Here is a 26,777-nt window from a genome sequence, read left to right on the forward strand (position 1 = left end):
TGGCCTGAGCTTAGATCATTCCCCTTCCTCAGTCAGCCTCTTCCCGCACCCTGAACCATGCGGCGTAGAGCGCCGGCAGAAACAGCAGCGTCAGCACGGTAGCGACGATCAACCCGCCCATGATGGCCACCGCCATGGGACCGAAGAATACGCTGCGCGACAACGGGATCATGGCCAGCACTGCTGCCAGAGCAGTCAGCACGATGGGGCGAAAACGGCGCACGGTGGCATCGATGATGGCGCTGAAACGATCATGGCCGGCACTGATGTCCTGCTCGATCTGATCGACCAGAATCACCGAGTTGCGCATGATCATCCCCGACAGTGCAATGGTGCCGAGCATGGCGACGAAACCAAATGGCTGGCCGAACAGCAGCAGGAACAGCGTCACGCCGATGAGCCCCAGGGGCGCGGTGAGAAAGACCATGGCCGTGCGCGAGAAGCTCCTGAGCTGAATCATCAACAGGCTCAGCACGACGATGATAAACAGCGGTATGCCGGCATTCACCGAAGCCTGGCCACGGCTGGAGTCTTCAACCGAACCGCCGACTTCCAGCAGGTAGCCGCCAGGCAACGCCTCACGCACCTCGCGCAACGTCGGCTCGATCTGTTTGACCAGCGTGGCCGGCTGCTGCTCGCCATAGATATCGGCACGCACTGTGACCGTTGGCAGGCGGTTGCGGTGCCAGATCACCCCTTCCTCGAAGCCGTACTCCAGTGTTGCAACCTGCGCCAGCGGCACACTGCGTCCGCTGGCCGTCGGAATCGCCAGACTGGGCAGCATCGACAGGGTTTCACGCTCGCGCGCGGTACCGCGCAGGAGGATTTCGATCAGCTCGTTGTCTTCGCGAAAGCGGCTCGCCGTGGCGCCAGTGAAGGTGCGTTGGAGAAAGCCAGACAGTTCCAGCGTACTCACACCGAGGGCGCGGGCACGGTCCTGGTCGATATTCAGCCAGACCACCTTGCTCGGCTCCTGCCAGTCAAGGTGGACGTTGACCACATGAGGGTTCTCCCGCACTTTTGCGGCCACCTGACGCGCCAGATCGCGCACCACATCGATATGCTCGCCGGTCACCCGGAACTGCACCGGGTAACCCACCGGCGGCCCATTTTCCAAGCGACTGACACGCCCCCGCAGGCTGGGAAAGTCATGCTCCAGTCGCTCGATCAGCCAGCTGCGCAGGGCTTCGCGCTGCTCGATGCTGTCCGCCAGCACCACGAACTGGGCAAAGCTGGTCGCCGGCAGTTGCTGGTCGAGGGGCAAATAGAAACGCGGCGAGCCGTTGCCGACATAGGCAACGTAATTGTCGATCCCGGCACGCGCCTTGAGCATCTCCTCCAGACGCCGCACCTCGGCTTCGGTGGCCTTGAGCGAGGCGCCTTCGGCCAGCTTCAGATCGACCATCAACTCCAGACGCCCCGAGGCCGGGAAGAACTGTTGCGGGACGATGCGGAACAGGCCAATCGAGGCGACGAAGAGCAGTAGCGTCAGCACGATCACTGTCTTGCGCCAGCGCACGCAGAAATGGATCAGCCGCCTTACCCGCTGGTAGAACGGCGTGGAGTACGGATCGTGACCCTGAGCGCTGCCGCCATGCTTCTGCGCGTGACGCCGGGCCAGATCCGGCAGCAGCTTCTCGCCCAGCAGCGGCACGAACATCACCGCCGCGATCCAGGAGGCGACCAGCGCAATGGTTACCACCTGAAAGATCGAGCGCGTGTATTCACCCGTACTGGACTGCGCGGTGGCAATCGGCAGGAATCCGGCCGCAGTGATCAGGGTGCCGGTGAGCATCGGAAAGGCTGTGCTGGTCCAGGCAAAGCTGGCAGCCTTGAGCCGATCGAAGCCCTGCTCCATTTTGATCGCCATCATCTCTACAGCGATGATGGCGTCGTCCACCATCAGCCCCAGCGCCAGCACCAGGGCGCCGAGGGAAATCTTGTGCAGGCCGATATCGAAGTAGTGCATGGAGGCGAAGGTCATCGCCAGCACCAGCGGGATCGACAACGCAACCACCAGACCGGTGCGCACGCCGAGGGAAAAGAAGCTCACCAGCAGCACGATGACCAGCGCCTCGATCAGCACCTTGACGAACTCGCCGACCCCGGTTTTAACCGCAGCCGGCTGGTCGGACACCTTGCGCAGCTCCATGCCGGCCGGCAGCTCCTGCTGCAGGCGGGCGAACTCGCTCTGCAGCGCTTCACCGAGCAGGAGGATATCGCCCCCGTCCTTCATGGATACCGCCAGGCCGATTGCCGGCTCCCCCATGAAGCGCATGCGCGGTGCCGGCGGATCGTTGAAGCCACGATAGACCTGGGCCACGTCACCTATGCGAAAAGTCCGGCCCGCCACCCGAATGGGGAAATCACGAATCTGCTCGACCGTCTTGAAGCTGCCCGTCACACGCAGCTGGACGCGCTCGCTTGGCGTCTCGACGAAGCCCGCCGACATCACCGTATTCTGTGCTTCCAGTGCCTGCTTCACTGCTTCGAGCGGCACGCCAAGGGTGGCCAGCTTGACGTTGGACAGCTCGATCCAGATCTTCTCGTCCTGCAGGCCGATCAGTTCGACCTTGCCGACACTCCTGACCCGCTGCAGCTGCAGCTGGATGCGGTCGGCGTAATCCTTGAGCACGGCGTAATCGAAACCCTTGCCGGTCAGCGCATAGATATTGCCGAAGGTGGTGCCGAATTCATCATTGAAGAACGGCCCCTGAACGCCAGACGGCAAGGTATGCCGGATATCGCCGATTTTCTTCCGTATCTCGTACCAGAGATCCGGGATCTGCCGGGAACGCAGCGAATCGAGGGCGATGAAGGTCACATTGGACTCACCCGGCCGCGAGAAGGAGACGATACGTTCGTACGCACCAGTCTCCATCAGCTTCTTTTCGATGCGCTCGGTGACCTGACGGGAGACTTCCTCGGCGGTGGCGCCGGGCCAGTTGGTCTGGATCACCATGGCCTTGAAGGTGAACGGCGGGTCTTCGCTCTGGCCAAGCTTGCCATAGGAGAGCACGCCCACGGCGGCTATCAGCAGCATGAGAAAGACCACAATCTGTCGATTGCCCAGCGCCCAGGCAGAAAGGTTGAAGCGCATCGGGATTACTCCTGGCCAGCCAGCGCAACCGGACGATTGTCGCGGTCGATGGGTCTGACCGCCTGGCCTTCATGCAGCAGCTGGACCCCGGCCATGACAACCCAGTCCTCGGCCTGCAGACCGTCCAGCACCGGCACCTGGGTTTCACCGAAGGCACCGATCCGCACAGTGACACGCTCCAGAGTGGCGTCTTCCTTTACTCGCCAGACATAGGCTTGGCCCTGCTCGGCGGTGACGGCCGACAGCGGCACGGCAAGCGATACTTCGTCGGCGCTGCGAATCGACACCAGTGCGCTCTGGCCCAGCTCAACCTGCACATCGGCCTGGGTAAAGGCCACACGCGCCGAATAGGTCCGCGACTGCTCATCGGCGGCTGGCGACAGCTCGCGGATTTGCCCCGGATAGCGCTTGTCCGGCTGAGACCAGAGCTCCACTACCACCTCCTGCCCCACCGAATAACGCTCCAGCGCCTGCTCGGGCAGGTTGATCGCCACCTCGCGCTCGCCATCTGCAGCCAGGACAAAGGCTGTCTGGCCAGCAGCAATCACCTGACCAACTTCGACGCGGCGCTGGGCGATTACCCCGTCACGGCTGGCACGCAATACCGCGTAGTCGACCTGGTTGCTGGCCACGTCAAACTCGGCACGCGTCTGCTGCAAGCGCGCCTGGGCTGCGCGGTAGGTATTTTCCGAGGCATCGAACTGCGAACGGCTGACCAGCTGCCGCTGCATCAGGGTTTTGTAGCGCTCATGTTCGGCACGCGCGACCCGCAAATTTGCCTCGGCAGCCGTCACCTGAGCGCGGATGCCTTCGAGTTGCAGGCGAACGTCCTGCGGATCGAGGCTGGCCAGTGGCTGATCCTTGCGCACGCGCTCACCGGCTTCGACCAAACGTTCGACCACCTTGCCGCCGATACGAAACGCCAACTCGGGTTCGTAACGGGCATGAATCTCGCCCGGATAGCTCTCGAAGGCTTCGCTCGCCGGTTGCGGCTGAACCACCATCACGGGTCGTACCGTGACGGGTTCGGACTCGCCATTGCCGCAGCCAGCCAGCAAGGCAAAACCAAGGGCACCGATAAGAGGCAGGGCAGGTTTGAGCACGCGGATTCTCTCTCACAAAACGAACGTGAATACTTATACTGCCGGGTATAGTAAAAATAACCAAACCAGCCAGTCCAGTATTAAACGTATCCCATGATTGAAGACTTGCCCGCATCATCAGGCCCCGGTCGTCCGAAGGACCCCGCAAAGCGCGAGGCGATACTTGCCGCCGCGCAGACGCTTTTTCTCGGCAACGGCTACGAAGGCAGCAGCATGGATGCCATCGCCGCCGAAGCCGGTGTTTCCAAGCTCACGCTCTATAGTCATTTCAAGGACAAGGAAGCGCTGTTCGCTACTGCGGTGAAGACCACCTGCGAGACGCGCCTGCCGCGCAAACTGTTCGTCCTGGAAGAGGATTGCTCGATTCGCCAGGTTTTGCTGGATCTCGGCCATGCGCTGCAGGAGCTGGCCAACAGCCCCGAGTCCATCGGCCTGCACCGCGTGATGGTGGCGATGGCGACGCAGAATCCGGGGCTGTCACGGATGTTCTACGACGCCGGACCGCAGCGACTGCTACAGGATCTCGAACAGCTGCTTGGCCAGGCCCACGCATGCGGCCTACTGGGTGTACCTGAGCCCATGCGCGGCGCGGAGCATTTCTGCTCGATGCTCAAGGGAGGCACGCATTTCCGTCTGCTGATTGGCTATGACAACGCACCGGATACGGTCGAAGCGGAGCGGCATGTGGAGGATGTCGTCACGCTGTTCCTGCGCGCTTACGCCGCTGAAAACTAACCGCGCTTACAGCGCCGAGAGGGTGCGAAACTCGTCCTGGGCAAGCTGATCGGTCATGCCGCTGACGAAATCCTGCAGCATCCGGCAGCGATAGTAGAACGCCCACAACGGTTGATTGGGCGAGCCGTCAGGATGACTCTTCAGCGCCTCGTGATAGGCCTTGACCAACTGGCTGGGCAAGCGCCTGGCCAGCATCTGCAGGTGTGGCTCGCTGCGGCAGACACCATCGGTCAGCGCATGGAACACCGGCACAGGCACGCTCAGCAGTGGCGCGTAGGCATCCAGCAACCCCTGCAGAATCCGGTAGCCCTGCAATTGCAGCGTCTCCACTTCGCGGTGGCAGAAGACGTGCTCCATCGCAACGTCCTTGAAGGTCTGTACGATGGCGTTCTCCAGGCTGGCATCCTCCAGCAGGGCGCGGTCCAGGGTACCGTGGTACACCGGCTCGATATGCTCGATGAACTGCCGGGCTGCGTGCTGCACCAGCGGATGCACCATATTCACCCGCAGCCAGATGAAAAACTCGCCGACCTTGTTGATCGTCTCCTTCTGCGCCCGTGATTCGGCATAGGCGACCATGCTGCGAAAGCTGCGTCCGGTTGCCGCAACCGGCTCGTCCGGCGAGCCATGCTCGGCGAACTTCTCCACCAGCAACCGGGCCAGCTGCTCGATACTGAAGATGCCCTTCTCCACCGAGTCCTCGATATCGGCCAGGCAATAGGCGATATCGTCCGCCGCTTCCATGATGTAGGCGACCGGATGACGGGTGCCGGGGGCAAGCCCAAGCGCAGCCTGCAACGCGCAGACGAAAGGCTCCTCGGACAGGTAAAAGCCCGGTTTTTTGTGCAGATACGCGCCCAACGAGCCCTTCTCGGGTTTTGGCGCATAAGCGACACGCACGTATTTGAGCAGCCCGGCGGTCTGGGTATACGTCAGGTTCAGTCGCTGCAGGCTGACCACCAGGCGAAGCGCCTGGGCATTACCCTCGAACGCTCGCAGGTCGGCCAACATCTGCGCACGCAAGGTCTCATCGCCCACCCCGACCGGCACAGCAGCATCAAATAGTGTCTCCAGGTGGCGCGCGAACCACTCACCAATGGCGAATTCACCAAAATGACCGAAGGGCGGGTTGCCGATGTCGTGCATCAGGCAGGTCATTTCCACCAGGCTTTCCAGCGTCCCTTCAAGCCCGTCGAGACCGTACAGCCCGGCCTTGTCACCCAGCTGCCGGAACAGCGTGCGGACGATAAAGCGCCCCGTCTGCTGTACTTCCAGCGAATGCGTCAGACGGCTGCGCACCGCAGCATTGCGCTCCAGCGGGAAGACCTGGGTCTTCTGCTGCAGACGGCGTACGCCAGCAGAATTGATGATGCGTCCCCGATCGCTTTCAAGCTGATCGACGATCAACGACAGATCGCATTCCGATGCCTTGAGCCCCCCTTCCACTCGACCATAGGGCCGCTGGCGGGAAATCTTGTTCTTGAAGTTCACAGACACCGGCATGGATCGCACTCGCAACAGCAATGGAGTCGCGAGCCTAACGCGACACGCCTGGTTTACCAAGACAGGCCGCAGGAAGCATGGCCGAACACGTTCAGTCGGACATGTTTCGGTACCCGCAAGCTGCACCTGTTTGTCGCTCAGGTCGTGCCTGCAACGACAGCAACCGCTAGAATCGACCGTCAGACGGGCGACTCCCTCATCCGCACGAAAAACGAGAGCCAGCATGGGCGCACAGTGGAAAGCGAAACACAAGGAAGCGGCAGCCAACGCCAAGGGCCGTACCTTCGGCAAGCTGTCGAAGGAAATCATGATCGCGGCGCGCAGCGGTGCCGATCCGGACATGAATCCTCGCTTGCGCCTGGTTGTGGAGCAGGCGAAGAAGGCTTCCATGCCGCGCGAAACCCTGGAGCGCGCCATCAAGAAAGGCGCCGGCCTGCTGGGTGAAAGCGTGCACTACGAGCGCACCACCTATGAAGGCTTCGCGCCGCATCAGGTGCCGGTGATCGTCGAGTGTCTGACCGACAACATCAACCGCACCGTGGCCGAAATCCGCGTGTTGTTCCGCAAGGGCCAGCTGGGCGCTTCGGGCTCGGTTGCCTGGGACTTCGACCATTGCGGGATGATCGAGGCAGCTCCTGCCACGGCCGATGCCGATCCGGAACTGGCGGCGATTGAAGCCGGCGCCCAGGACTTTGAAGAAGCCGACGAAGGCACTTGGCTGTTCATCAGCGACACCACGGATCTGGATACGGTCTGCCGTGCTCTGCCCGAACACGGCTTCAGCGTGCAGTCGGCACAGCTCGGCTATCGCCCGAAGAATCCCGTGGCAACGCTGTCCGCCGAAGAACTCGAAGAGGTCGAAGCCTTCCTCGCGGCCATCGACGCCCACGACGACGTGCAGAATGTCTACGTCGGACTGGCAGGCTGACGGCAATACTGTCGCAGACTTCGATTGATGGCTTTTGTCAGCAGGACATAGAAATGAGCACGAACAAGCCGAATACGCCTTACGCCCAGCGCGAGCAGGGCTATCGTGAAAAAGCCCTGAAAATGTACCCCTGGGTATGCGGACGTTGCGCCCGCGAGTTTTCAGGCAAGCGCTTGAGCGAACTGACGGTCCATCACAAGGACCATAATCACGACAACAACCCCGAAGACGGCTCGAACTGGGAGCTGCTCTGCCTGTATTGCCACGACAACGAGCATTCACGCTATACAGACAATCAGTACCACGCTGAAGCTCGACCCGGCAGTGACCTGGGACCGAAAGAAACCTTCAAGGCCTTCGCCAACCTCGCCGATCTGCTCAAGAAAAAGCCGGATTGAACCAGCCCGGCTTTTCACTGCAATTCATTTCACTCGTTATTTCACCAACAGGACCGGCACCGACACCTCATGAATCACCCGGTTGGCGACCGAACCCAGCAGCATGCCGGTGAAGCTGCCCAGGCCTCGCGTGCCCATCACCACGGTATCGCAGCCCAGCCGCTTGACGGCTTCATTAACCTGCTCGGCCACGTTACCCAGAGCGGCGTGACCCTCATGAGCGATACCTGCCGCCTGCAACACCGTTGTCGCCTCGGCAATGAGGGTGCGCGACTTGGCCAACAGGCTGTTGTTGAGATCTTCGATCATGTTGGATGTGACGTATTCACCGTAAATCACCGGCTCATGCTGGGCATTGAGCACATGCACCTCGAGCGGCTTGGGGGCATCGGTGGCGAGATTGACGATGTACTGCAGCGCCCGCCGGGAATTGTCCGAACCATCGAAAGCGAGAAGAATATTGCGCATGTCGAACCTCCATGAAGTGTGTGAAGGCAGCATAACCCAATGCGCAAACGCTTCGACCAGGCACACAAGCATTCATTGATCCAGGGCACACCGCCAAGTCACCAGACCAGAATGTGCGGGCAAAAAGCGGCCAGCGAACATGCACAGAACTTCCATATCCGACGATCAACTGCGCCTGCTGCCAAGCGAATACAGGCCATTGCTGAATAAATTCTACCGAGCCCATCGCAGCCATATGCGCGCTCCGGCAGGTGCGCGCTGCTGGGTCGCCGGCACAACTGAAATCGTGGCAGCACTCTGCTTGAGCAGCGTCGAAAACGGGTATTGGCTGAGCGGACTGCTGGTTGCGCCTGAGCAGCGCAAAAAAGGCTTGGGCGCACGCCTGGTTGCCAGGGCGGTTAGCGAAAACAGCGGACCAGTCTGGTTGTTTTGCGTCCCGGAACAGGTCTCTTTCTATCGACGACTCGGCTTCAATGAAAGCATGGTGCTGCCGGAGGCACTTGCATCACGCCTGCAACGTTACAACAGCAACAGGACCCTGATAGCGCTACGGCACGACAACGAGAGATAAACGGACTGAGGGGCAGCTGGTCAGCTGCCCTTTGCGGCTATGGTGAAATCGGGTCGCTTGCGGGAAAGGTTTCTTCCAGCGCTTCATCCAACTGATCTTCGTCGGCTTCGTCAGGATGACGATCAACCGGATCTTCCTCGGCATGATCAGGCCGGGAGGGTTCTTGCGGGGCATTACCGTTCATGATGAGCTCCTGCGAATGGGTCATAGCCTTAGTCTGCCAATCGCAAGAGTCGTTCAGCGAAGTCCGTTCGCCCGCCTTTGTTCCGTGCAAAAAAAGGGGCGGGGGTTTAACCCCCGCCCGCCTCCTTCCATGCTTCCTTGTATTTCCTGCTCATCGTCCTGATGAAGCCGTTTCCTGCGGCTGATCCTGACCGACTTCCTTGCCGGCTGTGCCTGTCCATGAGCACGGTTGCGATATTAAGCTTCTCAGCCGCAACGGCAACTCATGAAAAGACAACCCGGAACTGGACAGCATCAAGCCAATTGTTAGTTTTACGTTCTGAATCAAACACTTAATTTCAGTCCTGCCAGACACTAACGGATGTTTTCTCTCATTACTTACACGCACCGTAAGCAAATGCTTACACGGAAAACCGTTTCTGAAAGACCCCAGACAATGAAAGGATTAACCTAATGGGAGAGTGTTCATGGAAGTGGCTCCCGAACGCGCCCTGCCCCGCAAAGAAAAAGGCTATGTCCCCGTTGCGTGTTGATGGAGCACTCCCACTGAAGGATTCTCATACCTCAAGTGCTCGCAACACTCATTGGGCATAGCCAGGAAAAAGCCCCCTTCGCCGCTATCGCCAGGGGGCTGACAGGTGCTGATCACAATTCGTAACTGCCTGTTAACCGAACAGCGCTTCGCTGGAAAGGCCATTGCGCTCAAATATCTCACGCATGCGCTTGAGCGCCTCGACCTGGATCTGACGCACCCGCTCGCGGGTCAGGCCGATCTCCTTGCCAACCTCCTCCAGGGTACAGCTTTCATGGCCGCGCAAACCGAACCGGCGAATGACCACATCCCGCTGTTTCTCGGTCAGGTCGGACAGCCACTGGTCGATGCTGGCTGAAAGATCATCATCGAGCAGCAACTCGCAAGGATCGTTCGGCTTGTCGTCACTGAGCGTATCGAGCAGCGTCTTGTCGGTGTCCGGGCCGAGCGACACATCCACGGAGGTCACCCGCTCGTTCAGCCCGAGCATGCGCTTGACATCGGCAACCGGCTTTTCCAGCAGATTGGCGATTTCTTCGGGGCTGGGCTCATGGTCGAGCTTCTGGGTCAGCTCACGGGCGGCGCGCAAGTAGACGTTCAGTTCCTTGACCACATGAATGGGCAGGCGAATGGTGCGGGTCTGGTTCATGATCGCCCGCTCGACAGTCTGCCGAATCCACCAAGTGGCATAGGTGGAAAAACGGAAGCCGCGTTCGGGGTCGAACTTCTCCACGGCCCGGATCAGTCCGAGGTTGCCTTCTTCAACCAGGTCCAGCAGTGACAGCCCACGATTGACGTACCGCCGGGCGATCTTCACCACCAGCCGCAGGTTGCTTTCGATCATGCGCTTGCGCCCCGCCGGATCACCCTTCTGGGCCAGGCGAGCGAAATGCACTTCTTCTTCGGGAGTCAGGAGGGGAGAAAAGCCGATTTCGTTGAGGTACAACTGGGTGGCATCGAGCGCCCGGTTGTAATCGATGAACTTGTGTTGCCTGGCGGTAGTGGTCCCGGATCTGGAGCCGATCGAACGAACGCGAGAGCTGTCGCTGGGGCGTTTCAATCCAGAGGCCTGCTCCATTAGTAGAACGCTATCGTCTACGTCAAACTCCGGCACTTCTTTTTTGAGAGCCATTATTGTTGTCCTGTTCTGAGTTCGACAACAGGCTCGGGTGGCACGCAATCCCTGGCAACACACGAGCCCCCTGTTACCGGAACAGGCAGGCCTCAGCTCAAGGTTTTGGCAGGTATTGCAGAGGATCTACAGGTTTGCCCTGGCGGCGAATCTCAAAGTGCAGCTTCACCCGGTCGGTTCCAGTCGATCCCATCTCGGCAATGCTTTGCCCAGCTTTGACTTGTTGGCCTTCCTGAACCAGCAGCCTGCGGTTGTGGCCGTAGGCGCTTACATAGGTATCGCTGTGCTTGATGATCACAAGTTCGCCGTAACCCCGCAAACCACTACCGGCGTACACAACAGCCCCATCAGAAGCAGCTAAAACAGGCTGTCCTAATTCCCCGGCGATATCAATCCCTTTATTCAAACTGCCGTTTGAAGAGAAGCGACCAATAATCTGCCCTTTCGCCGGCCATGCCCAACCGCTTGCCGAACGGGCCACCGGCTTGACCGGGGTAGTCGCTTGCGGAGCCACCTGGGGTGCTCGGGTGATGGGCGGAGGCGCGGGTACGGGCGTCACGATCGGAGCCGATGCACGCGGGGTCTGAACACTGGGTGGAGACGCGGGAGGTGCGCTGGCGACATTGCGCGGAGCACTGCCTCCAAAGCGGATCCGCTGACCCGGATAGATCACATGCGGCGGACCGATGCCGTTAAGCTGGGCAAGCGCTTTCCAGTCCCAGCCGAAGCGAAAGGCGATGGACCAGAGCGTATCACCGCGTTGAACGATGTAATGACCACTGGAGACGCGGTCCCGAGAGTTGCGATCAACTACCTGCACGCCACCCGTAGGCGAGCTTGCACAACCGGCCAGCAAAGCAGCCGCCAGCGCCATGACCAGTGCACCACGGGCCGAAGGCTTGCAAATCCACCGCACAACTGCTGTGAGCCTCAACGAACACTCCCTGGACTTAATCTGCTCAGACGTTCTGAGCCATAGGCTGACGCCGACTGGCAAACCATTCAAGCCCCAATACCAGCACAATGCCTGCAACAGCCATCAGCACGGCCAGCATCAGTTGCGGGTCCTGTCCGGTAAGGCTGGCAAAACTGTCCGGAGAAATATTCTGCTCAAGTACGGGTGTGCGCTCGCCCTGGGAGTTGGTACGCCAGGTAAGCGTCTCCTTCCAGGGCCAGACTTTGTTCAGTGAACCCAGCATGAGCCCGGTGAGAAACGCCAGGGTCAGATCACGCCAGCGCCCGAGCATCCAGCCGAGCACACGCGCGAAGCTCAGGAGCCCCACCAGGCAGCCGGTTGCAAAAAACATCAGTGTGCCGATATCGAGTGTTTTCACCGCAGCCAGCACAACCGGATAAAGCCCCAGCAGCACCAGAATGAAACTGCCGGAAATACCGGGAAGAATCATCGCGCAAATGGCGATGGCGCCTGCAAAAAACAGGCTCATACCACTGCTGCTCCACTGTACCGGAGCAGCCACGGTGATCAGGTAGGCGAAGGCGACGCCAAGGATCAACCCGATGATGCGTGACAGATCCCAGCGCTGAATCTCCTTGCCGACCAGATGCACCGACACCAGGATCAGGCCGAAGAAGAACGACCAGATCGGGATCGGATGCCCCTCCAGCAGATACGAGATCAGCTTGGCCAGACTGAACACGCTGGTTAAAACGCCGCTCAGCAGAATCAGCAGAAAGGTGCCATTGGCTGCCTTCCACGCGTCTCGAATGCGCCCACGCAGCAGCAGTAATACAGCGCCGGGGATCGCGCCGATCGAGCGCAGCAGCTCATCGTATATCCCGGTAATAAAGGCAATAGTGCCGCCGGACACGCCTGGAACCACATCGGCGGCCCCCATGGCTGCGCCCTTGAGGTACAACATTAACGCGCTCTTCATGCTTCCTTCCGCTGAGTCTTCAAACTACAGGTCCATTGAGCAGCGGTACGAAACGCACGGTATCCAGCAGCTGCCGGGAAAAACCGTCTTCCTCACGAACGATCAGCATTAATTGCTGAACCTCACCCGCACCGACCGGTATCACCAGACGCCCACCGGGCGCCAGCTGATCGAGCAGGGCTTGCGGCACGTCCGCTGCCGCCGCAGTCACGATGATGCCGTTATAAGGCGCCAATGCCGGCCACCCTTCCCAGCCATCGCCCCAGCGAAAGACCACATTACGCAACTTCAGTTCGGCCAGGCGTTCCTTGGCTCGCTCCTGTAACGCCTGGATTCGCTCAACCGAGAACACCCGCTCCACCAGCTGTGCCAGCACGGCGGTCTGATAACCGGAACCCGTGCCGATCTCCAGCACCTTGTCCAGCGGGCCATCAGCCAGCAGCAGCTCGCTCATGCGCGCGACCATGAATGGCTGAGAAATGGTCTGGTTGTGGCCGATGGGCAACGCAGTGTCTTCATAAGCGCGATGCGATAGCGCTTCGTCGACGAACAGATGGCGCGGCGTGCGCCGGATAACCTCCAGCACATGCGCGTTCGACAAGCCCTCTTCATAGAGGCGCTGAATCAGACGATCACGGGTACGTTGCGAGGTCATCCCGGTTCCGTGGCGCATCAGATTCTCCTGTCCAAGATGATTCACAGAACCCCCTCCAGCCAGCCATCCAGCGCCTGGAAGGCCTCACGAAAGGTTCGATCAAGCTGCAACGGCGTAATCGAGACATAGCCCTGCATCACCGCATGGAAATCGGTTCCCGGCCCACCATCTTCGACATCGCCAGCCACGGAGATCCAGTAGCCATCTTTGCCGCGCGGATTGGCCTGCCTCACTGGGGGCTTGGCCCGGCTACGATGCCCGAGACGCGTGAGCTGGATACCGCGGATGTGGTCCAGCGGCAGGTTGGGCACGTTGATGCTCAGCACGGTTCGCGGCGGCAGATCCAGCTGATCGTGCTTCTCCACCAGCTTGCGGGCGACATAAGCCGCCGTGGGCAGGTTCTCCGGTGAGCGCGAGACCAGCGAAAAGGCAAACGCCGGCTTGCCGGTGAAGCGGCCTTCGATGGCAGCGGCGACGGTGCCGGAATAGAGCACGTCATCGCCAAGGTTGGCACCCAGGTTGATGCCCGAAACCACCATATCGGGCGCCTCGTCGAGCAAACCGTTAATGCCCAGATGCACACAGTCGGTGGGCGTACCGTTCACGCCGATGAAACCGTTCGGCATAGTCGTCGGGTGCAACGGGCGGTCCAGCGTCAGCGAACTGCTGGCGCCACTCATGTCCTGGATGGGGGCGACCACCCGGCACTCGGCATAATCCGCCAGCGCGTCATAAAGCGCGGCGAGCCCAGGTGCATACACCCCGTCGTCGTTGGCGATCAGAATACGCATCAGATATCCGTCTGCCCTGCCAGGCTGACCAGTTCACGCACCACAGCCGTGGCGAAGCATCCGGTCGGCAGGACGAATTCAAGTTGCAGAATGTCAGGCACCGGATAATGCCACGACAAGCCGCCAATGGGGAGGCGAAGAATACGCCGTTCATGCTTCATTCCAGCTTCTGCGAGCCACTTGGCGATTGCCGGCTCGGCCATTGCGACGGCTGTTTCCAACACCCGCATCCCGGCACCTGCGGGCGACTCGCCAGCCCCCCACAACGGGCCGGTAGGATGCAGATCAAGGATAGCCAGGCGTGGGTCGGCGCATTCGGCTTCGCCTGCGGGAAAGAAGCTGCGACTGTCAGTGAACGCCAGCAGATCGCCCACTTGCGCCTGGTTCCATATACCACTGGCGACACGTTCGGCCAGCACGCTGTTGAACAGGTAACTGCGCCCCGCAGAAAGCAGCCGTGAGCGCAGGTTGCGTTGCACGGGCAGCTCCTGTCGCTCTGCGTATTCGCGGGCGCCCAGTACGTTGCCACCCTCGAAACCGAAGCGTTGCAAGCCGAAGTAATTGGGTACGCCATGGACCTTGATACGCTGCAGGCGTTCGTCGAGTTCGGCGTGATCGGCTTGCAGCTGAGTCAGACGCAGGGTGAAGCCATTGGCCGAGTGCGCACCACGCTGCAATTTACGCTGGTGGCGGCGTACCTTGAGAATTCTCAGCGTCTCGTCTTCGGCCTTATCCAGTGCTGGATCGGCCTTGCCCGGCAAATGCAGGCTGAACCACTGGCGTGTCAGCGCCTGACGATCCTTCAAGCCGGCATAGCTGATGCTTCGAAGCGGTACGCCGGCGGCACGGGCCAGGCGTCGCGCCGCTTCCTCGGTATTGAGGTTGCGCTTCTCGACCCAGAGCCAAAGATGCTCACCCTCACCGGACAGCGGAATGTCCAGCACTTCATCAACCTGGAAGTCCTCGGCAACCGCCTTGAGCACAGCGCTGCCACACGTCCCACCATGCGCGCGCGGCCCGAGCAACTGATCTTCGGTCATGCGCGAACCAGCAGCGCCACCGCATGCACGGCGATGCCTTCTTCGCGCCCGGTAAAGCCCAGTTTCTCGGTGGTGGTGGCCTTGACATTGACCTGGTCCAGATCGACCTGCAGGTCCTCGGCGATCAGACTACGCATGGTCTCGATATGCGGCGCCATCTTGGGCGCCTGGGCGATGATGGTGGCGTCGACATTGCCGACCTTCCAGCCCTTGGCCTGCACCTGCTTCAACACATGACGCAGCAGCACCCGGCTGTCGGCGCCCTTGAACTGCGGGTCGGTATCGGGGAAATGCTTGCCGATATCGCCCAGTGCCACCGCACCGAGCAGCGCATCGCTGAGCGCATGCAGCAGTACGTCGCCATCGGAATGCGCCAACAATCCGAACCTGTGAGGAATCCGCACGCCGCCGAGCGTGATGAAATCGCCCTCGCCGAAGCGATGCACGTCGTAACCGTGGCCGATACGCATAGATAGAACACCCCTGGAAACTCAGCCGGCGATTCTACAGGAGCTGGCGGCGCTTGAACGAATGGCAGGCGCAGACCGTCATTATCAAAATGATCGCTTGAATAACTTCCTATATCGTCAATATCCGATATATAGTTCGCCCCACTCCGATATACATCCATCCAGACGCCATGCCAGACGACTTCGACGACATCATCAAGGCACTCGCCCACCCATTGCGCCGGGACATCCTGCAGTGGCTGAAGGAGCCGCAACGGTACTTTCCCCAGCAGTACCACTCACTGGAAAACGGCGTCTGCGCCGGACAGATCGACCAGCGTGCCGGACTATCGCAGTCCACGGTTTCGGCACACCTGGCGACCCTGCAGAAGGCCGGGCTGATTTCCAGCCAGAAAGTCGGCCAGTGGCATTTTTTCAAGCGCAACGAACCGGTCATCCGGGCCTTTATCGAGCGCATCGGCCAGCAACTCTGAACCCTCTCGCACCCCTACACAGGAGCGGTATCGTTATGCCCACACTCTTCGACCCCATCAAGATCGGCGACCTGGAACTGTCCAATCGCATCATCATGGCGCCCCTGACCCGCTGCCGCGCAGAGCCGGGCCGCGTGCCCGGTGAGCTTATGGTCGAGTATTACAGCCAGCGCGCCAGCGCCGGCCTGATCATCAGCGAAGCCACCTCGGTGACGCCCATGGGCGTCGGCTACCCGGACACCCCTGGCATCTGGTCCGCCGAACAGGTGCAGGGCTGGAAGAAGATTACCGACGCCGTGCATGCCAAGGGCGGCAAGATCGTGCTGCAACTCTGGCATGTCGGACGCATCTCCGACCCGCTCTATCTCGACGGCCAGCTACCGGTTGCACCGAGTGCCATCCAGCCGGCGGGGCATGTCAGCCTGGTGCGCCCCAAGAAGAACTATGAAACGCCTCGTGCGCTGGAAACCAGCGAGATTCCGGCCATCGTCGAGGCCTACCGCAAAGGTGCCGAGAACGCGAAAGAAGCGGGCTTCGACGGCGTGGAAATCCATGGTGCCAATGGCTACCTGCTCGACCAGTTCCTGCAGGACAGCACCAACCAGCGCAGCGACCAGTACGGCGGCTCACTGGAAAACCGTGCACGCCTGATGCTTGAAGTCACCGATGCCGCCATCAGTGTCTGGGGCGCGAGTCGTGTCGGTGTGCATCTGGCACCGCGCGCCGACTCTCATGACATGGGCGACTCCAACCGTGCCGAGACTTTCGGCTACGTGGCAGGCGAACTGGGCAAGCGTGGCGTAGCCTTCATCTGCACGCGCGAGCATGCCGGCGAAGACAGCCTGGGGCCGCAGCTCAAGCGGATTTTTGGCGGTGTCTATATCGCCAACGAAGGCTTCAACAAGGAACAGAGCAACGCCTGGCTGGCTGAAGGCAAGGCCGATGCAGTGGCCTTTGGTGTTCCCTTTATTGCCAACGCCGATCTGGTCGAGCGCCTGCGCCAGGACGCACCGCTCAACGAGCCACGCCCACAGCTTTTCTACAGCCAGGGCGCAGAGGGCTATACCGACTATCCGTCACTCTGATCTCTGACGATGGCCCGACCGGAAGCCTCCGGTCGGGCCATTTTCCGTTTCGACGCCCGAATTACGCCTCGCATCGCTTCCCCCCCACGTGAAAAGCGCGTGGTGCAACACACGACACGTACTATTCCCTGCCTGCTGCATCCCCACCCTGTCTGGCCGACGTTCAAGAATTTCACGGTATTGCCGAGAAGTTGTGGGGCCAAGGATGCCCTCCACGTTTTTACCATTCGATCCACGAGCGAAATCCATCCATGTTTCAAAAATCCCTGCGCACGCAAATTCTCATGCTGATCGGTGGCAGTCTGCTGTTGATACTGCTCACAGCCCTGGCCTGCATTCACTTCCTCAACCGCAACATCGATCAGTTCCAGCAACTACTCGACGGCCCGCTCACCGAGTCCCGGCTGATCGGCGAAGCCAATCTGGAGTTCAAGACCCAAGTGCAGGAATGGAAGAACGTGCTGCTGCGCGGCAACCAGCCCGAGCGCCGCGACAGGTACTGGGCGCAGTTCCAGGCCCAGGAAACGCAGGTGCAGAACATCCTCGGCGAGCTGCTGAGGCTGACTGCCCACAAGCCCGCACTGGCCATGCAGATCGAGCGCCTGCGCGACGAACACCGCAACCTCGGCACTGCCTATCGCAAGGGCCTGGATGCCTTCATTGTCGCTGGCGGCGATCCGATCATCGGTGACGCCGCAGTAAGCGGTATCGACCGCGCCGCCAGCGAGCAGATGAGCGAGCTGGTAGAACAGCTTCGCCAATCCGCCGATACCCACTCCGAAAGGCTCCACGCAAACGCCTCATCCACGACCCTGCTCGGTCCGATGATCATGCTGCTGGTGGGCGCGCTGGTGGCTCTGCTCAGCCTGTGGCTGGTCAACCGCAATATCATCAATCCCATCACGATTCTCATCGAGCACGTCGCCCGACTCAGCCAGGGCAAGATCGGCAAGCCTGTGGATGCCAGCCGTGCGGACGAACTCGGTCGCCTCGCCACGGCAGCGAACATCCTGCGTGATTTCCTCGCCGACACCTTTGCCCGCTTGCGACAGGGCACGTCGAACCTGGACAGTGCCAGTGGTGAATTGCACGCCATCGCCACGCTGATGGCCGAGGGCACCCGAGACCAATTCTCGCGCACCGACCAGGTCGCCACGGCGATACACGAAATGTCCGCCACCGCTCAGGAAGTCTCGCGTCATGCCGCCGAAGCGGCCCAGGCTGCCAATGCTGCCGACGACTCGGCACAACAGGGCGAGACCGTGATGCGTTCGACCATCGGGACCATTACCCAGATGAGCAACCAGATCAGCAGTACCGCCGATGTCATCCGTCGCCTCGAAGGCGACAGCGCACGTATCGGCAAGGTACTTGAAGTAATTCGCGGGATCGCCGACCAGACCAATCTGCTGGCGCTCAACGCGGCCATCGAAGCGGCGCGCGCCGGTGAGGCCGGACGCGGATTTGCCGTAGTCGCCGACGAGGTCCGCACGCTGGCACAGCGCACCTCCGAATCGACGGCGGAAATCCACCAGATCATCGACACCGTGCAGACCGGTGCGAGCAACGCGGTGCATGCCATTGAAAACGGTCAGGCACACAGCAAAAAAGGCCTCGAACAAGTGACGCAGGCCGGGCAGATGTTGCAGCACATCACCGCCGCCATCGAAGCCATCCGCGACATGAACAGACAGATCGCCACGGCGGCCGAAGAGCAAACAGCCGTTGCCGAAGACATTTCGCGCAACATCACCGAAATCACCATGATCGCCACGCGCAATCAGGAAAACGTCGAGCGTACCGAAACCGCCAGTCAGAACCTGCATGGCCTGTCGGCACAACTCAGCGAAGTGACGCACCGCCTCAAGGACTGACCGACGCAAGATCCTGTATCACGCGCACAAAAAAACCCCGAGCAAGCTCGGGGTTTTTTATACAGCGTGGCTGGCTGGCTTACATCATGCCGCCCATGCCACCCATGCCGCCCATGTCCGGCATGGCCGGGGCAGCCTTGTCGTCAACCACTTCGGCAACCATGGCTTCGGTGGTGACCATCAGACCGCCGATGGAGGCCGCAGCCTGCAGTGCGGAACGGGTGACCTTGGCCGGATCGAGGATGCCCATCTCGATCATGTCGCCATAGGTGTCGGATGCGGCGTTGAAGCCGAAGTTGCCCGAACCCTGCTTGACCTTGTCGACCACTACGCTCGGCTCGCCGCCGGCGTTGGAGACGATCTGGCGCAGCGGTGCTTCGACAGCACGACGCAGCAGAGCGATACCGACGTTCTGGTCTTCGTTGTCGCCCTTGAGCTCGGAGATGGCCTGCAGCGCACGCACCAGGGCAACACCGCCGCCAGGTACCACACCTTCTTCGACGGCAGCACGGGTTGCGTGCAGGGCGTCTTCAACGCGGGCCTTCTTCTCTTTCATCTCGACTTCGGTACCGGCACCGACCTTGATCACGGCAACACCGCCAGCCAGCTTGGCCAGACGCTCTTGCAGCTTCTCTTTGTCGTAGTCGGACGTGGTGTCTTCGACCTGCTTGCGGAGCTGGGCAACGCGGGATTCGATATCAGCCTGAGCGCCAGCGCCGTCGATGATGGTGGTGTTTTCCTTGTTCAGCACGACGCGCTTGGCGTTACCCAGGTGCTCCAGGGTAGCGGTTTCCAGGCTCAGGCCGACTTCTTCGGAAATCACGGTACCACCAGTCAGGATGGCGATGTCCTGCAGCATGGCCTTGCGGCGATCGCCGAAACCAGGTGCCTTGACCGCAGCAACCTTGACGATGCCGCGCATGTTGTTGACCACCAGGGTGGCCAGGGCTTCGCCTTCGACGTCTTCGGCAACGATCAGCAGCGGACGACCGGCCTTGGCAACGGCTTCCAGCACCGGCAGCATTTCGCGGATGTTGGAGATCTTCTTGTCGACCAGCAGCAGCAGCGGGCTGTCCAGCTCGGCCACCATGGTGTCCGGCTTGTTGATGAAGTAAGGCGACAGGTAGCCACGGTCGAACTGCATGCCTTCTACGACGGACAGTTCGTTTTCCAGGCCCGAGCCTTCTTCAACGGTGATCACGCCTTCCTTGCCTACGCGCTCCATGGCTTCGGCGATGATGTCACCGATGGAGGAGTCGGAGTTGGCGGAGATGGTGCCGACCTGGGCGATGGCCTTGGTGTCGGTGCACGGCTTGGCCAGGTTCTTCAGCTCGGCGACGATGGCGATGGTGGCCTTGTCGATGCCGCGCTTCAGATCCATCGGATTCATGCCGGCAGCGACGGCTTTCAGGCCTTCGTTGACGATGGCCTGAGCCAGAACGGTGGCGGTAGTGGTGCCGTCACCGGCTTCGTCGTTGGCCTTGGACGCAACGTCCTTGACCAGCTGGGCGCCCATGTTCTCGAAGCGATCCTTCAGCTCGATTTCCTTGGCGACGGAAACGCCGTCCTTGGTGATCGCAGGAGCGCCGAAGCTCTTTTCCAGAACCACGTTACGGCCTTTCGGGCCGAGGGTCGCTTTTACTGCATCAGCCAGGACGTTTACGCCTGTCAGCATCTTCTTGCGTGCGGAGTCGCCGAACTTGACTTCTTTAGCAGCCATTTTGATTGATCCTCAATTCTTGAAATTGGTTACGGAGATTCGGGGTGATCAGGCTTCAACGACGGCGAGGATTTCGTTCTCGCTCATCACCAGCAGGTCTTCGCCGTCAACCTTGACGGTGTTGCTGCCGGAGTAAGGGCCGAATACCACCTTGTCGCCGACCTTGACGGCCAGCGCACGCACTTCACCGTTGTCCAGCACGCGGCCAGTGCCCACAGCAACGATTTCGCCCTGATTCGGCTTCTCGGCAGCGGAGCCCGGCAGGACGATACCGCCTGCGGTCTTGGTTTCTTCTTCGCTGCGACGAATCACGACGCGGTCATGCAGAGGACGAAGCTTCATTGTCGATCTCTCCTAACAGAGTGGTTCCATGCCGATGCATCTCATCGGCGGGTTGGCAAATTCCGGCGGTGCCGGTTGCGGCCCGCTGTGCGAGCCGCAGAAGACGGACTGTCAAAATGCGACAGCGACCTTGCGGTGTCCGCTAGATGCGGGCGAGGAAAATGATTTCAAGGGCCAGCGACTATTTTTTTACAGCACGAGGACGCAGGGTCTGGCTGCGCGGACCCTGCAGATCGATAGCCGTATCACTTGTCGCGACGTTCCCATTCGCCCTCGATCACGTTCGGGCGCTGAGCCCCGGCAGCTTGCTCATGCTGTCGACGAAGATCATCGGCAAAGGCCCGACGGCGCTGCGCCTGGGCTTCGGCACGACGACCGAGCACGCCCAGAAAGAGCTTGCGCGAGGGCGGGAACAACAACAGCAGGGCGATCAGATCACTGAGGAAACCCGGTAGAAACAGCAGGCCACCGGCAACGACCATCATCACGCCCTGGAGCATTTCACGCTCCGGCAATTCACCTCGTGCCAGCCGCTCACGGGCACGCCAGGCGGTGGCAAAACCGGCAAAGCGCATCAGCAGAATGCCAGCCATGCCACTGAGCACCAGCACGAGGATGGTCGCCAGCACCCCGATGGAACTGCCGACCTGGATCAGCAGCGCCAGCTCGGCCAGCGGGAACAGGAGAAAAAGCAGCAAGATAATTCGCATCAATAATCCTTGGCGGAAGAACAGCTTCCAATTCTGTGTAGATGACGGCATACGGCGCCGAATTCAAGCCGATTGACGAGCAGGCTGTAACGGGATTATTCGCCCTGCCCGTCGTCAACAAGCCTTGAAAACTACCGGATGAAGCTGAAGCCCTGCTGAATCAGGCACGAGCCATGGCCACCAGGGCCTGACGCACCTGGGCGGCGGTCGAACATTCAGACGGAAAGGGCAACCAGTGAACGGCCTGCCCGATGCGCAGGTGAAAGCCCTCGGCATCTATCCCAACCATCCTGACTTCGGATGCAGCCGACAGCCCCGCCTGCTCGACGTAATGCCTGATAGCTGCAGCATGATCGGCATTCATGTGTTCGAGCATGCCGCCTTCGCCGCCCTCGGCACCGGCAAAGGGATTGGCCCTCGCAACCTGATCGAGCCAGTGAATGGCGCCAAAACCACCGATGAAACGCCAGCGCACTGGCTGCACAATCCAGAAGTCGAAATCATGCACGCGATGATAGTCACGTGACTCGGGGAAGTAACGGTAATAGCGCTCAGCCGCAGCCTCGACCAATAGCGGCTCAATCAACTGTCGTGCCTCGGCCATCAGGGTCAGTCGGCCGTTAAGCTGCACATCTTCAACGCCACGCTCGGCCACCAGCAACGAACAGCGCGAATCAGCCTGAAGATTGCGGGTGTGCTGGGCGATCCGGCTGATCAGTATCAGCGGCCAGCCCTCCTCGCCCAGGCAGTAGGGCACGACCGAACCAAAGGGAAATCCCGGCATTGCCAGGGAGTGTGTGGAGAGCACGCCCCGGTATTCCTTGAGCAGTAATAGTCGGGCATTCTTGACGGCTTCTACGCTCACCTTTGGCTCCTGGGACTGCTGGCTATTGAACCGCGCCAGCATAACCCGTCCTCTGAAGGCGTCGCGATACACATCCATTATAAAAACGGGAGATGGCCATGCAGCTCAGAGACAAGGTCATCATCATTACCGGCGGCGGTCAGGGCCTGGGACGCGCGATGGGCGAATACCTCGCCGGCAAGGGCGCCCGCCTCGCGCTGGTCGATCTCAACCAGGAGCGCCTCGATGAAGCCGTCCAGGCCTGCAAACAGGCAGGTGGTGAGGCGCGCGCCTATCTGTGCAATGTTGCTGATGAGGAACAGGTCAGCCACATGGTGCATCAGGTCAGCGAGGACTTCGGTGGGCTCGATGGCCTGGTCAATAATGCCGGCATCCTGCGCGATGGCCTGACCATCAAGGTCAAGGATGGCGAGCTGTCGAAGATGAGCCTGGCGCAGTGGCAGTCAGTGATCGACGTTAACCTGACCGGCGTCTTCCTCTGCACCCGGGAAGTGGCGGCCAGGATGATCGAGTTGAAGCGCCAGGGCGCGATCATCAACATTTCCTCGATTTCCCGCGCCGGCAACATGGGCCAGGCCAACTACTCCGCCGCCAAGGCCGGCGTCGCCGCCGACACCGTGGTCTGGGCCAGGGAGCTTGCGCGCTATGGCATCCGCGTGGCAGGTGTGGCGCCCGGCTTCATAGAGACCGAAATGGTCGCCAGCATGAAACCCGAGGCACTGGCGAAGATGACCGCCGGCATCCCGCTCCAGCGCCTGGGAACGCCGATGGAAATCGCCCACTCGGTGGCCTACATCTTCGAGAACGATTACTTCACCGGACGGATTCTGGAGCTGGATGGCGGCCTGCGCCTTTAAGCTTCTGCTTCAAGAACTTCGTGGCTGAGCCACCCCACAAAAGCGCTGCCGCACGGCCTGCGAGAGTGGCTTCAGAGGCGAATGGCTACAGGCAACTTGCCGCCTTTACCAACCCACCCCAAAGCCGATGGTGTAGCGGGTTTCATCGGTTTCGTTCTCGGCGCCGCTGACGATGTCACGCTCGGCCTTCATGTTCAGCGAAGCCCAGTCGGTCACCTTGTAGCGCAGCCCTACTTCGGCATCCAGCGCATAGTCGGCCACGCCTTCCAGCGGCTTGCCGATTTCGCCGGAGCTGAACAGCTCGAAAGTCTTGCCCACCAGATAGCGGTTGTAATCCCACTTCATGGCGGCCAGGAAGAATTCATCCTTGCTGCCGTCGGCATATTCGTAGTCACTGCGGTTGATCAGCGAGGCCAGCGAGAACGCACCCAGCTCGTTGTCCCAGAACTGATAACCGGGACCTGTACCTAGGGTGCGCTGGCGACGAACATCCTCGATCTGATCGCGCTTGTAGCTCAGACGTCCCTGCCAGAACCAATGCTCGTCGATGAAACGGTCGAGGGCATATTCGGCATCCCAGTTGTCGGTAACCGTAACGCCATCGCGGTATTCGCGGTTGTAGCTGCCGGTGCCGTTGTGCCTCCACAGGCCGTGCCGGGCCTTGGTATCGAAGGACACATCGTAGTCGTCGGTATCGGTCTCGGCGCGCTTGTAGTCCATCGCCACATCGATGTTGCCCTTCCAGGTGAGGTCCTGGACCAACGGTTTGGGATGAATGATCTGCGAAATGCTCGCCAGCTCCACGGTGCGCGGGCTGGCACCATTGGCGAGGATTACCTTGCCGTCATCGCTAGCCTGCAGCGACTGGACCACCTCGCCGGCAACCTGATCCTGCTTGATCAGCAGTTTCTGGTTGCTTTCCAGTGTGGCGATGCTGCTCCACTTCAATGGAATCGAACCGCCATAATCGGTTTCAAGGAGCAGTTTGCCACCGTCCAGGACACTGATCTTGCCGGTCAGACGATCACCATTCTTAAGCCATACGGTATCAGCGAGCAATGGCAGGGGTAGCGTGGCCAAGGCCATGCACAACAGGGTTCTGGAAAACATATAAATGTATTGAATTCTGATCGGGTGGGTTAATAGCCGTGATTGGGGCCGCATTATCCTTATGCCTGTGGTCACAGCAAGCACTGACCGCCAGGCGGAAGACGAGTTCATCAGGAAGCATTGCCATGACCGACCAGTCAACGTTGTTACCACCCGGCGCCGATGCCGAAGCACGCCGGGCTGCCGTTTATCTGGTAATGGCGCAAATTCCTGAAGGCAAGGTGGTGAGCTATGGCGAGCTGGCTGCCATGGCCGGCCTCGGTCGAGCCGCACGCTGGGTCGGTCGGTTGATGTCACAACTGCCGGACGACACCCGTCTGCCCTGGCACCGGGTGATTGCCGCTGGCGGACGCCTGAGCCTGCCGGCGGGCAGTGCCGCGGGCCATGAGCAGCGCATGCGCCTGCGCGCCGAGGGCCTGACCATCATCAATGACCGGGTGGACGTACGTCGGCACGGCTGGCAATCATTCGGGCACAACGAGTAGAGTGCGCGCTTTGTGCCCATTTCCTGACAGATCATTGCCGTATGCCCCGTGAAACCTGGCGCGATGCTCTCGCCGCCTATGCCAGCCCCGCCTCCCTGACGCTGCTAATCCTCGGCTTCGCCGCAGGCCTTCCGGCGATCCTGGTATTTTCGACGTTGTCGGTATGGCTGCGCGAAGCCGGTGTCTCGCGGGAAACCATCGGCTTCGCCAGCTGGATCAGCCTGGCCTACGCCTTCAAATGGGTGTGGTCACCGATGCTCGACCAGTGGCGCCTGCCGTGGATCGGCGCACTCGGACGGCGGCGCTCCTGGCTGGTGCTGTCGCAGGCGCTGATCGCCATCGGCCTGGTAGGCATGGCACTGTGCAACCCGCAAAGCAATCTGACCATGCTGATCGCCTTGGCGGTGATGGTGGCGTTTTCTTCGGCCACCCAGGACATCGCCATCGACGCCTATCGCCTGGAGATCGCCGAGGACAAACTGCAGGCAACCCTGGCGGCCAGCTACATGACCGGCTATCGCGTCGCCATGCTGCTGGCCAGCGCTGGCGCGCTGTTTCTTGCCGAGTGGCTGGGGTCGAGTAGTCTGGAGTACGACCAGGCCGCCTGGACCCTGACCTACCTCATCTTCGCGTTGCTGATCGTGCCGGGCTTCATCACCAGCCTGCTGATTCCCGAACCTCCCGCCGCAGCCCCGCTACCCGACGAGCCTTCACGCTATACCTTCAACCACCAACTGGCCGCTGTCGGCCTGCTGCTGGTACTGCTGATTTCCGTACCGGCGATGATCAACGCGCTGATCGCACAGGCCTGGCCGCGAGCGCTGCTCTATGCGCTGTTCATTCTCGGCAGCATTTCTCCCGTGGGCCGCTCCCTGCTGGTGCCGGTGCGGCATATTCTCGGCCAGGCCGGGCAGAAGCAACGCCCGCAACGTTTCGATTTCGCGCATCAGGCGGTGTCGGTGATCGTGCTGATTATCCTCATTGTCTCGACTACCGGCATGTTCCAGTCTTACTGGGGTGGCTACTGGCCACGCGGCACCATGTACCTGCTGATCTGCTGGGGCTGCCTGTCTGCACCCGGTCGCATTCTGATGGGACCGGTGCTGACACCGATTACCGACTTCATCATCCGTTACCGCTGGCAAGCGCTGCTGCTGCTGGGACTGATCGCCACCTATCGGATGTCCGACACGGTCATGGGCGTGATGGCCAATGTCTTCTACATCGACCAGGGATTTACCAAGGATGAGATCGCCAGCGTCAGCAAGGTGTTCGGGCTGATCATGACGCTGCTTGGCGCGGCATTCGGCGGCCTGCTGATCGTACGTTTCAGTATTCTGCCGATTCTCTTTATTGGCGGTGTGGCCTCGGCGGCGACCAACCTGATGTTCATGCTGCTGGTGGAAATGGGCGCGGACCTGCAGATGCTCATCGTCACCATTTCCTGCGACAACTTCAGCGGTGGGCTGGCTTCGACAGCGTTCGTCGCCTACCTATCGAGCCTGACCAACCTCAAGTTCTCAGCGACCCAATACGCACTGCTCAGCTCGCTGATGCTGCTGCTACCTCGGCTGCTCGGCGGCTATTCAGGTGTGATGGTGGAGAATCTGGGCTACAGCAACTTCTTCCTGGTTACAGCCCTGCTCGGCATACCTACGCTGATACTGATCGTCTGGCAATGGCGCAGGACTCGCCAGCAGTCAAACGGAGCTGAAGGGGAAGTCGCTTCCGGGCGCTCCTGAATAATGATGA

At 60.6% G+C, this 26,777-nt stretch carries 27 protein-coding genes; 10 read left to right on the forward strand and 17 right to left on the reverse strand.

The genetic code is table 11. From position 1 onward, the window contains the following. Positions 1–28 precede the first annotated feature (28 nt). Entirely contained in the window at positions 29–3,100 is a 3,072-nt protein-coding gene (locus NAV32_RS03765; RefSeq protein ID WP_256051448.1) for an efflux RND transporter permease subunit, read from the reverse strand. Between the two features lie 5 nt (positions 3,101–3,105). Further along, a complete protein-coding gene (locus NAV32_RS03770) occupies positions 3,106–4,203 on the reverse strand; it encodes an efflux RND transporter periplasmic adaptor subunit (RefSeq protein ID WP_256051449.1) in 1,098 nt (365 codons plus the stop codon). A gap of 93 nt (positions 4,204–4,296) precedes the next feature. Between NAV32_RS03770 and NAV32_RS03775 the strand changes: the two genes are divergently transcribed. Beyond that, complete coding sequence (locus NAV32_RS03775; RefSeq protein ID WP_272890119.1) at positions 4,297–4,938, forward strand: TetR/AcrR family transcriptional regulator; 642 nt, start codon at positions 4,297–4,299, stop codon at positions 4,936–4,938. A 6-nt stretch (positions 4,939–4,944) separates the two neighbouring features. On the opposite strand, the gene dgt is transcribed toward NAV32_RS03775, so the two are convergent. Then, complete coding sequence (gene dgt / locus NAV32_RS03780) at positions 4,945–6,441, reverse strand: dGTPase (protein ID WP_256051450.1); 1,497 nt, start codon at positions 6,439–6,441, stop codon at positions 4,945–4,947. A 223-nt stretch (positions 6,442–6,664) separates the two neighbouring features. Between dgt and NAV32_RS03785 the strand changes: the two genes are divergently transcribed. Next, complete coding sequence (locus NAV32_RS03785) at positions 6,665–7,369, forward strand: YebC/PmpR family DNA-binding transcriptional regulator (RefSeq protein ID WP_256051451.1); 705 nt, start codon at positions 6,665–6,667, stop codon at positions 7,367–7,369. 53 nt (positions 7,370–7,422) lie between these two features. After that, positions 7,423–7,767, forward strand: a complete 345-nt coding sequence (locus tag NAV32_RS03790) for a YajD family HNH nuclease (RefSeq protein ID WP_256051452.1) — start codon at positions 7,423–7,425, stop codon at positions 7,765–7,767. Positions 7,768–7,803: 36 nt separating this feature from the next. On the opposite strand, the gene NAV32_RS03795 is transcribed toward NAV32_RS03790, so the two are convergent. After that, positions 7,804–8,235 carry a universal stress protein gene (locus NAV32_RS03795; RefSeq protein ID WP_256051453.1) on the reverse strand — a complete coding sequence of 144 codons (432 nt, stop codon included), beginning with the start codon at positions 8,233–8,235 and terminating at the stop codon, positions 7,804–7,806. A 139-nt stretch (positions 8,236–8,374) separates the two neighbouring features. On the opposite strand from NAV32_RS03795, the gene NAV32_RS03800 reads away from it, so the two are divergent. After that, on the forward strand, positions 8,375–8,806 hold the full coding sequence (locus NAV32_RS03800) for a GNAT family N-acetyltransferase (RefSeq protein ID WP_256051454.1): 432 nt from the start codon (positions 8,375–8,377) through the stop codon (positions 8,804–8,806). A gap of 37 nt (positions 8,807–8,843) precedes the next feature. Here the strand turns inward: NAV32_RS03800 and NAV32_RS03805 are convergent, their stop codons facing one another. From NAV32_RS03805 to ispF, 8 genes are all read right to left on the reverse strand, one after another. Continuing rightward, positions 8,844–8,990, reverse strand: a complete 147-nt coding sequence (locus NAV32_RS03805) for a hypothetical protein (protein ID WP_256051455.1) — start codon at positions 8,988–8,990, stop codon at positions 8,844–8,846. Between the two features lie 664 nt (positions 8,991–9,654). Then, the gene (gene rpoS / locus NAV32_RS03810) at positions 9,655–10,653 is read right to left on the reverse strand and encodes an RNA polymerase sigma factor RpoS (RefSeq protein ID WP_256051456.1); all 999 of its coding nucleotides are present in this window, start codon (positions 10,651–10,653) and stop codon (positions 9,655–9,657) included. Positions 10,654–10,750: 97 nt separating this feature from the next. Next, on the reverse strand, positions 10,751–11,527 hold the full coding sequence (locus NAV32_RS03815; RefSeq protein WP_256051457.1) for a peptidoglycan DD-metalloendopeptidase family protein: 777 nt from the start codon (positions 11,525–11,527) through the stop codon (positions 10,751–10,753). Positions 11,528–11,612: 85 nt separating this feature from the next. Then, entirely contained in the window at positions 11,613–12,548 is a 936-nt protein-coding gene (locus NAV32_RS03820) for a DUF368 domain-containing protein (RefSeq protein WP_256051458.1), read from the reverse strand. A gap of 19 nt (positions 12,549–12,567) precedes the next feature. After that, positions 12,568–13,203 carry a protein-L-isoaspartate(D-aspartate) O-methyltransferase gene (locus tag NAV32_RS03825; protein ID WP_256051497.1) on the reverse strand — a complete coding sequence of 212 codons (636 nt, stop codon included), beginning with the start codon at positions 13,201–13,203 and terminating at the stop codon, positions 12,568–12,570. 41 nt (positions 13,204–13,244) lie between these two features. Next, a complete protein-coding gene (gene surE / locus NAV32_RS03830) occupies positions 13,245–13,994 on the reverse strand; it encodes a 5'/3'-nucleotidase SurE (protein ID WP_256051459.1) in 750 nt (249 codons plus the stop codon). Beyond that, a complete protein-coding gene (truD, locus tag NAV32_RS03835; protein WP_256051460.1) occupies positions 13,994–15,034 on the reverse strand; it encodes a tRNA pseudouridine(13) synthase TruD in 1,041 nt (346 codons plus the stop codon). The genes surE and truD overlap by 1 nt, the downstream gene beginning before the upstream one ends. Then, a complete protein-coding gene (gene ispF, locus NAV32_RS03840; protein ID WP_256051461.1) occupies positions 15,031–15,504 on the reverse strand; it encodes a 2-C-methyl-D-erythritol 2,4-cyclodiphosphate synthase in 474 nt (157 codons plus the stop codon). Before ispF ends, truD begins: the two co-directional genes overlap by 4 nt. A 170-nt stretch (positions 15,505–15,674) precedes the next feature. On the opposite strand from ispF, the gene NAV32_RS03845 reads away from it, so the two are divergent. The 3 genes from NAV32_RS03845 to NAV32_RS03855 all read left to right on the forward strand — a co-directional run bounded on the left by NAV32_RS03845 (position 15,675) and on the right by NAV32_RS03855 (position 18,936). Beyond that, a complete protein-coding gene (locus NAV32_RS03845) occupies positions 15,675–15,977 on the forward strand; it encodes an ArsR/SmtB family transcription factor (protein ID WP_256051462.1) in 303 nt (100 codons plus the stop codon). Positions 15,978–16,012: 35 nt separating this feature from the next. Then, positions 16,013–17,062, forward strand: coding sequence for an alkene reductase (locus NAV32_RS03850; protein WP_256051463.1), 1,050 nt, complete (start codon positions 16,013–16,015; stop codon positions 17,060–17,062). Between the two features lie 251 nt (positions 17,063–17,313). Further along, on the forward strand, positions 17,314–18,936 hold the full coding sequence (locus tag NAV32_RS03855; protein WP_256051464.1) for a methyl-accepting chemotaxis protein: 1,623 nt from the start codon (positions 17,314–17,316) through the stop codon (positions 18,934–18,936). A gap of 79 nt (positions 18,937–19,015) precedes the next feature. On the opposite strand, the gene groL is transcribed toward NAV32_RS03855, so the two are convergent. From groL to NAV32_RS03875, 4 genes are all read right to left on the reverse strand, one after another. Further along, positions 19,016–20,656, reverse strand: coding sequence for a chaperonin GroEL (gene groL / locus NAV32_RS03860; RefSeq protein ID WP_256051465.1), 1,641 nt, complete (start codon positions 20,654–20,656; stop codon positions 19,016–19,018). 48 nt (positions 20,657–20,704) lie between these two features. Continuing rightward, on the reverse strand, positions 20,705–20,998 hold the full coding sequence (locus NAV32_RS03865) for a co-chaperone GroES (RefSeq protein ID WP_084304326.1): 294 nt from the start codon (positions 20,996–20,998) through the stop codon (positions 20,705–20,707). Between the two features lie 245 nt (positions 20,999–21,243). Beyond that, positions 21,244–21,708 carry an FxsA family protein gene (locus NAV32_RS03870; protein WP_256051466.1) on the reverse strand — a complete coding sequence of 155 codons (465 nt, stop codon included), beginning with the start codon at positions 21,706–21,708 and terminating at the stop codon, positions 21,244–21,246. Between the two features lie 160 nt (positions 21,709–21,868). Next, positions 21,869–22,573 (reverse strand): HugZ family protein, encoded by a 705-nt coding sequence (locus tag NAV32_RS03875; protein WP_256051467.1) that lies wholly within the window; start codon positions 22,571–22,573, stop codon positions 21,869–21,871. A gap of 98 nt (positions 22,574–22,671) precedes the next feature. On the opposite strand from NAV32_RS03875, the gene NAV32_RS03880 reads away from it, so the two are divergent. Next, complete coding sequence (locus NAV32_RS03880; protein ID WP_256051468.1) at positions 22,672–23,430, forward strand: SDR family oxidoreductase; 759 nt, start codon at positions 22,672–22,674, stop codon at positions 23,428–23,430. 105 nt (positions 23,431–23,535) lie between these two features. Here the strand turns inward: NAV32_RS03880 and NAV32_RS03885 are convergent, their stop codons facing one another. Beyond that, on the reverse strand, positions 23,536–24,540 hold the full coding sequence (locus NAV32_RS03885; protein ID WP_256051469.1) for a DUF481 domain-containing protein: 1,005 nt from the start codon (positions 24,538–24,540) through the stop codon (positions 23,536–23,538). A 125-nt stretch (positions 24,541–24,665) separates the two neighbouring features. Between NAV32_RS03885 and NAV32_RS03890 the strand changes: the two genes are divergently transcribed. Further along, positions 24,666–25,025, forward strand: a complete 360-nt coding sequence (locus tag NAV32_RS03890) for an MGMT family protein (protein WP_256051470.1) — start codon at positions 24,666–24,668, stop codon at positions 25,023–25,025. Between the two features lie 41 nt (positions 25,026–25,066). Beyond that, positions 25,067–26,767 (forward strand): AmpG family muropeptide MFS transporter, encoded by a 1,701-nt coding sequence (locus NAV32_RS03895; protein ID WP_256051471.1) that lies wholly within the window; start codon positions 25,067–25,069, stop codon positions 26,765–26,767. The last annotated feature ends 10 nt before the right edge of the window (positions 26,768–26,777 follow it).

This window comes from Stutzerimonas stutzeri (assembly GCF_024448695.1).
Classification (GTDB): Bacteria; Pseudomonadota; Gammaproteobacteria; order Pseudomonadales; family Pseudomonadaceae; genus Stutzerimonas; species Stutzerimonas stutzeri_T.

Coding starts and splice junctions, on each gene's coding strand:
- NAV32_RS03765 (WP_256051448.1), bottom strand. CDS start 3,100: ATGCGCTTCAACCTTTCTGCCTGGGCGCTGGGCAATCGACAGATTGTG.
- NAV32_RS03775 (WP_272890119.1), top strand. CDS start 4,297: ATGATTGAAGACTTGCCCGCATCATCAGGCCCCGGTCGTCCGAAGGAC.
- dgt (WP_256051450.1), bottom strand. CDS start 6,441: ATGCCGGTGTCTGTGAACTTCAAGAACAAGATTTCCCGCCAGCGGCCC.
- NAV32_RS03785 (WP_256051451.1), top strand. CDS start 6,665: ATGGGCGCACAGTGGAAAGCGAAACACAAGGAAGCGGCAGCCAACGCC.
- NAV32_RS03790 (WP_256051452.1), top strand. CDS start 7,423: ATGAGCACGAACAAGCCGAATACGCCTTACGCCCAGCGCGAGCAGGGC.
- NAV32_RS03795 (WP_256051453.1), bottom strand. CDS start 8,235: ATGCGCAATATTCTTCTCGCTTTCGATGGTTCGGACAATTCCCGGCGG.
- NAV32_RS03800 (WP_256051454.1), top strand. CDS start 8,375: ATGCACAGAACTTCCATATCCGACGATCAACTGCGCCTGCTGCCAAGC.
- NAV32_RS03805 (WP_256051455.1), bottom strand. CDS start 8,990: ATGAACGGTAATGCCCCGCAAGAACCCTCCCGGCCTGATCATGCCGAG.
- rpoS (WP_256051456.1), bottom strand. CDS start 10,653: ATGGCTCTCAAAAAAGAAGTGCCGGAGTTTGACGTAGACGATAGCGTT.
- NAV32_RS03815 (WP_256051457.1), bottom strand. CDS start 11,527: ATGGCGCTGGCGGCTGCTTTGCTGGCCGGTTGTGCAAGCTCGCCTACG.
- NAV32_RS03820 (WP_256051458.1), bottom strand. CDS start 12,548: ATGAAGAGCGCGTTAATGTTGTACCTCAAGGGCGCAGCCATGGGGGCC.
- NAV32_RS03825 (WP_256051497.1), bottom strand. CDS start 13,203: ATGACCTCGCAACGTACCCGTGATCGTCTGATTCAGCGCCTCTATGAA.
- surE (WP_256051459.1), bottom strand. CDS start 13,994: ATGCGTATTCTGATCGCCAACGACGACGGGGTGTATGCACCTGGGCTC.
- truD (WP_256051460.1), bottom strand. CDS start 15,034: ATGACCGAAGATCAGTTGCTCGGGCCGCGCGCGCATGGTGGGACGTGT.
- ispF (WP_256051461.1), bottom strand. CDS start 15,504: ATGCGTATCGGCCACGGTTACGACGTGCATCGCTTCGGCGAGGGCGAT.
- NAV32_RS03845 (WP_256051462.1), top strand. CDS start 15,675: ATGCCAGACGACTTCGACGACATCATCAAGGCACTCGCCCACCCATTG.
- NAV32_RS03850 (WP_256051463.1), top strand. CDS start 16,013: ATGCCCACACTCTTCGACCCCATCAAGATCGGCGACCTGGAACTGTCC.
- NAV32_RS03855 (WP_256051464.1), top strand. CDS start 17,314: ATGTTTCAAAAATCCCTGCGCACGCAAATTCTCATGCTGATCGGTGGC.
- groL (WP_256051465.1), bottom strand. CDS start 20,656: ATGGCTGCTAAAGAAGTCAAGTTCGGCGACTCCGCACGCAAGAAGATG.
- NAV32_RS03865 (WP_084304326.1), bottom strand. CDS start 20,998: ATGAAGCTTCGTCCTCTGCATGACCGCGTCGTGATTCGTCGCAGCGAA.
- NAV32_RS03870 (WP_256051466.1), bottom strand. CDS start 21,708: ATGCGAATTATCTTGCTGCTTTTTCTCCTGTTCCCGCTGGCCGAGCTG.
- NAV32_RS03880 (WP_256051468.1), top strand. CDS start 22,672: ATGCAGCTCAGAGACAAGGTCATCATCATTACCGGCGGCGGTCAGGGC.
- NAV32_RS03885 (WP_256051469.1), bottom strand. CDS start 24,540: ATGTTTTCCAGAACCCTGTTGTGCATGGCCTTGGCCACGCTACCCCTG.
- NAV32_RS03890 (WP_256051470.1), top strand. CDS start 24,666: ATGACCGACCAGTCAACGTTGTTACCACCCGGCGCCGATGCCGAAGCA.
- NAV32_RS03895 (WP_256051471.1), top strand. CDS start 25,067: ATGCCCCGTGAAACCTGGCGCGATGCTCTCGCCGCCTATGCCAGCCCC.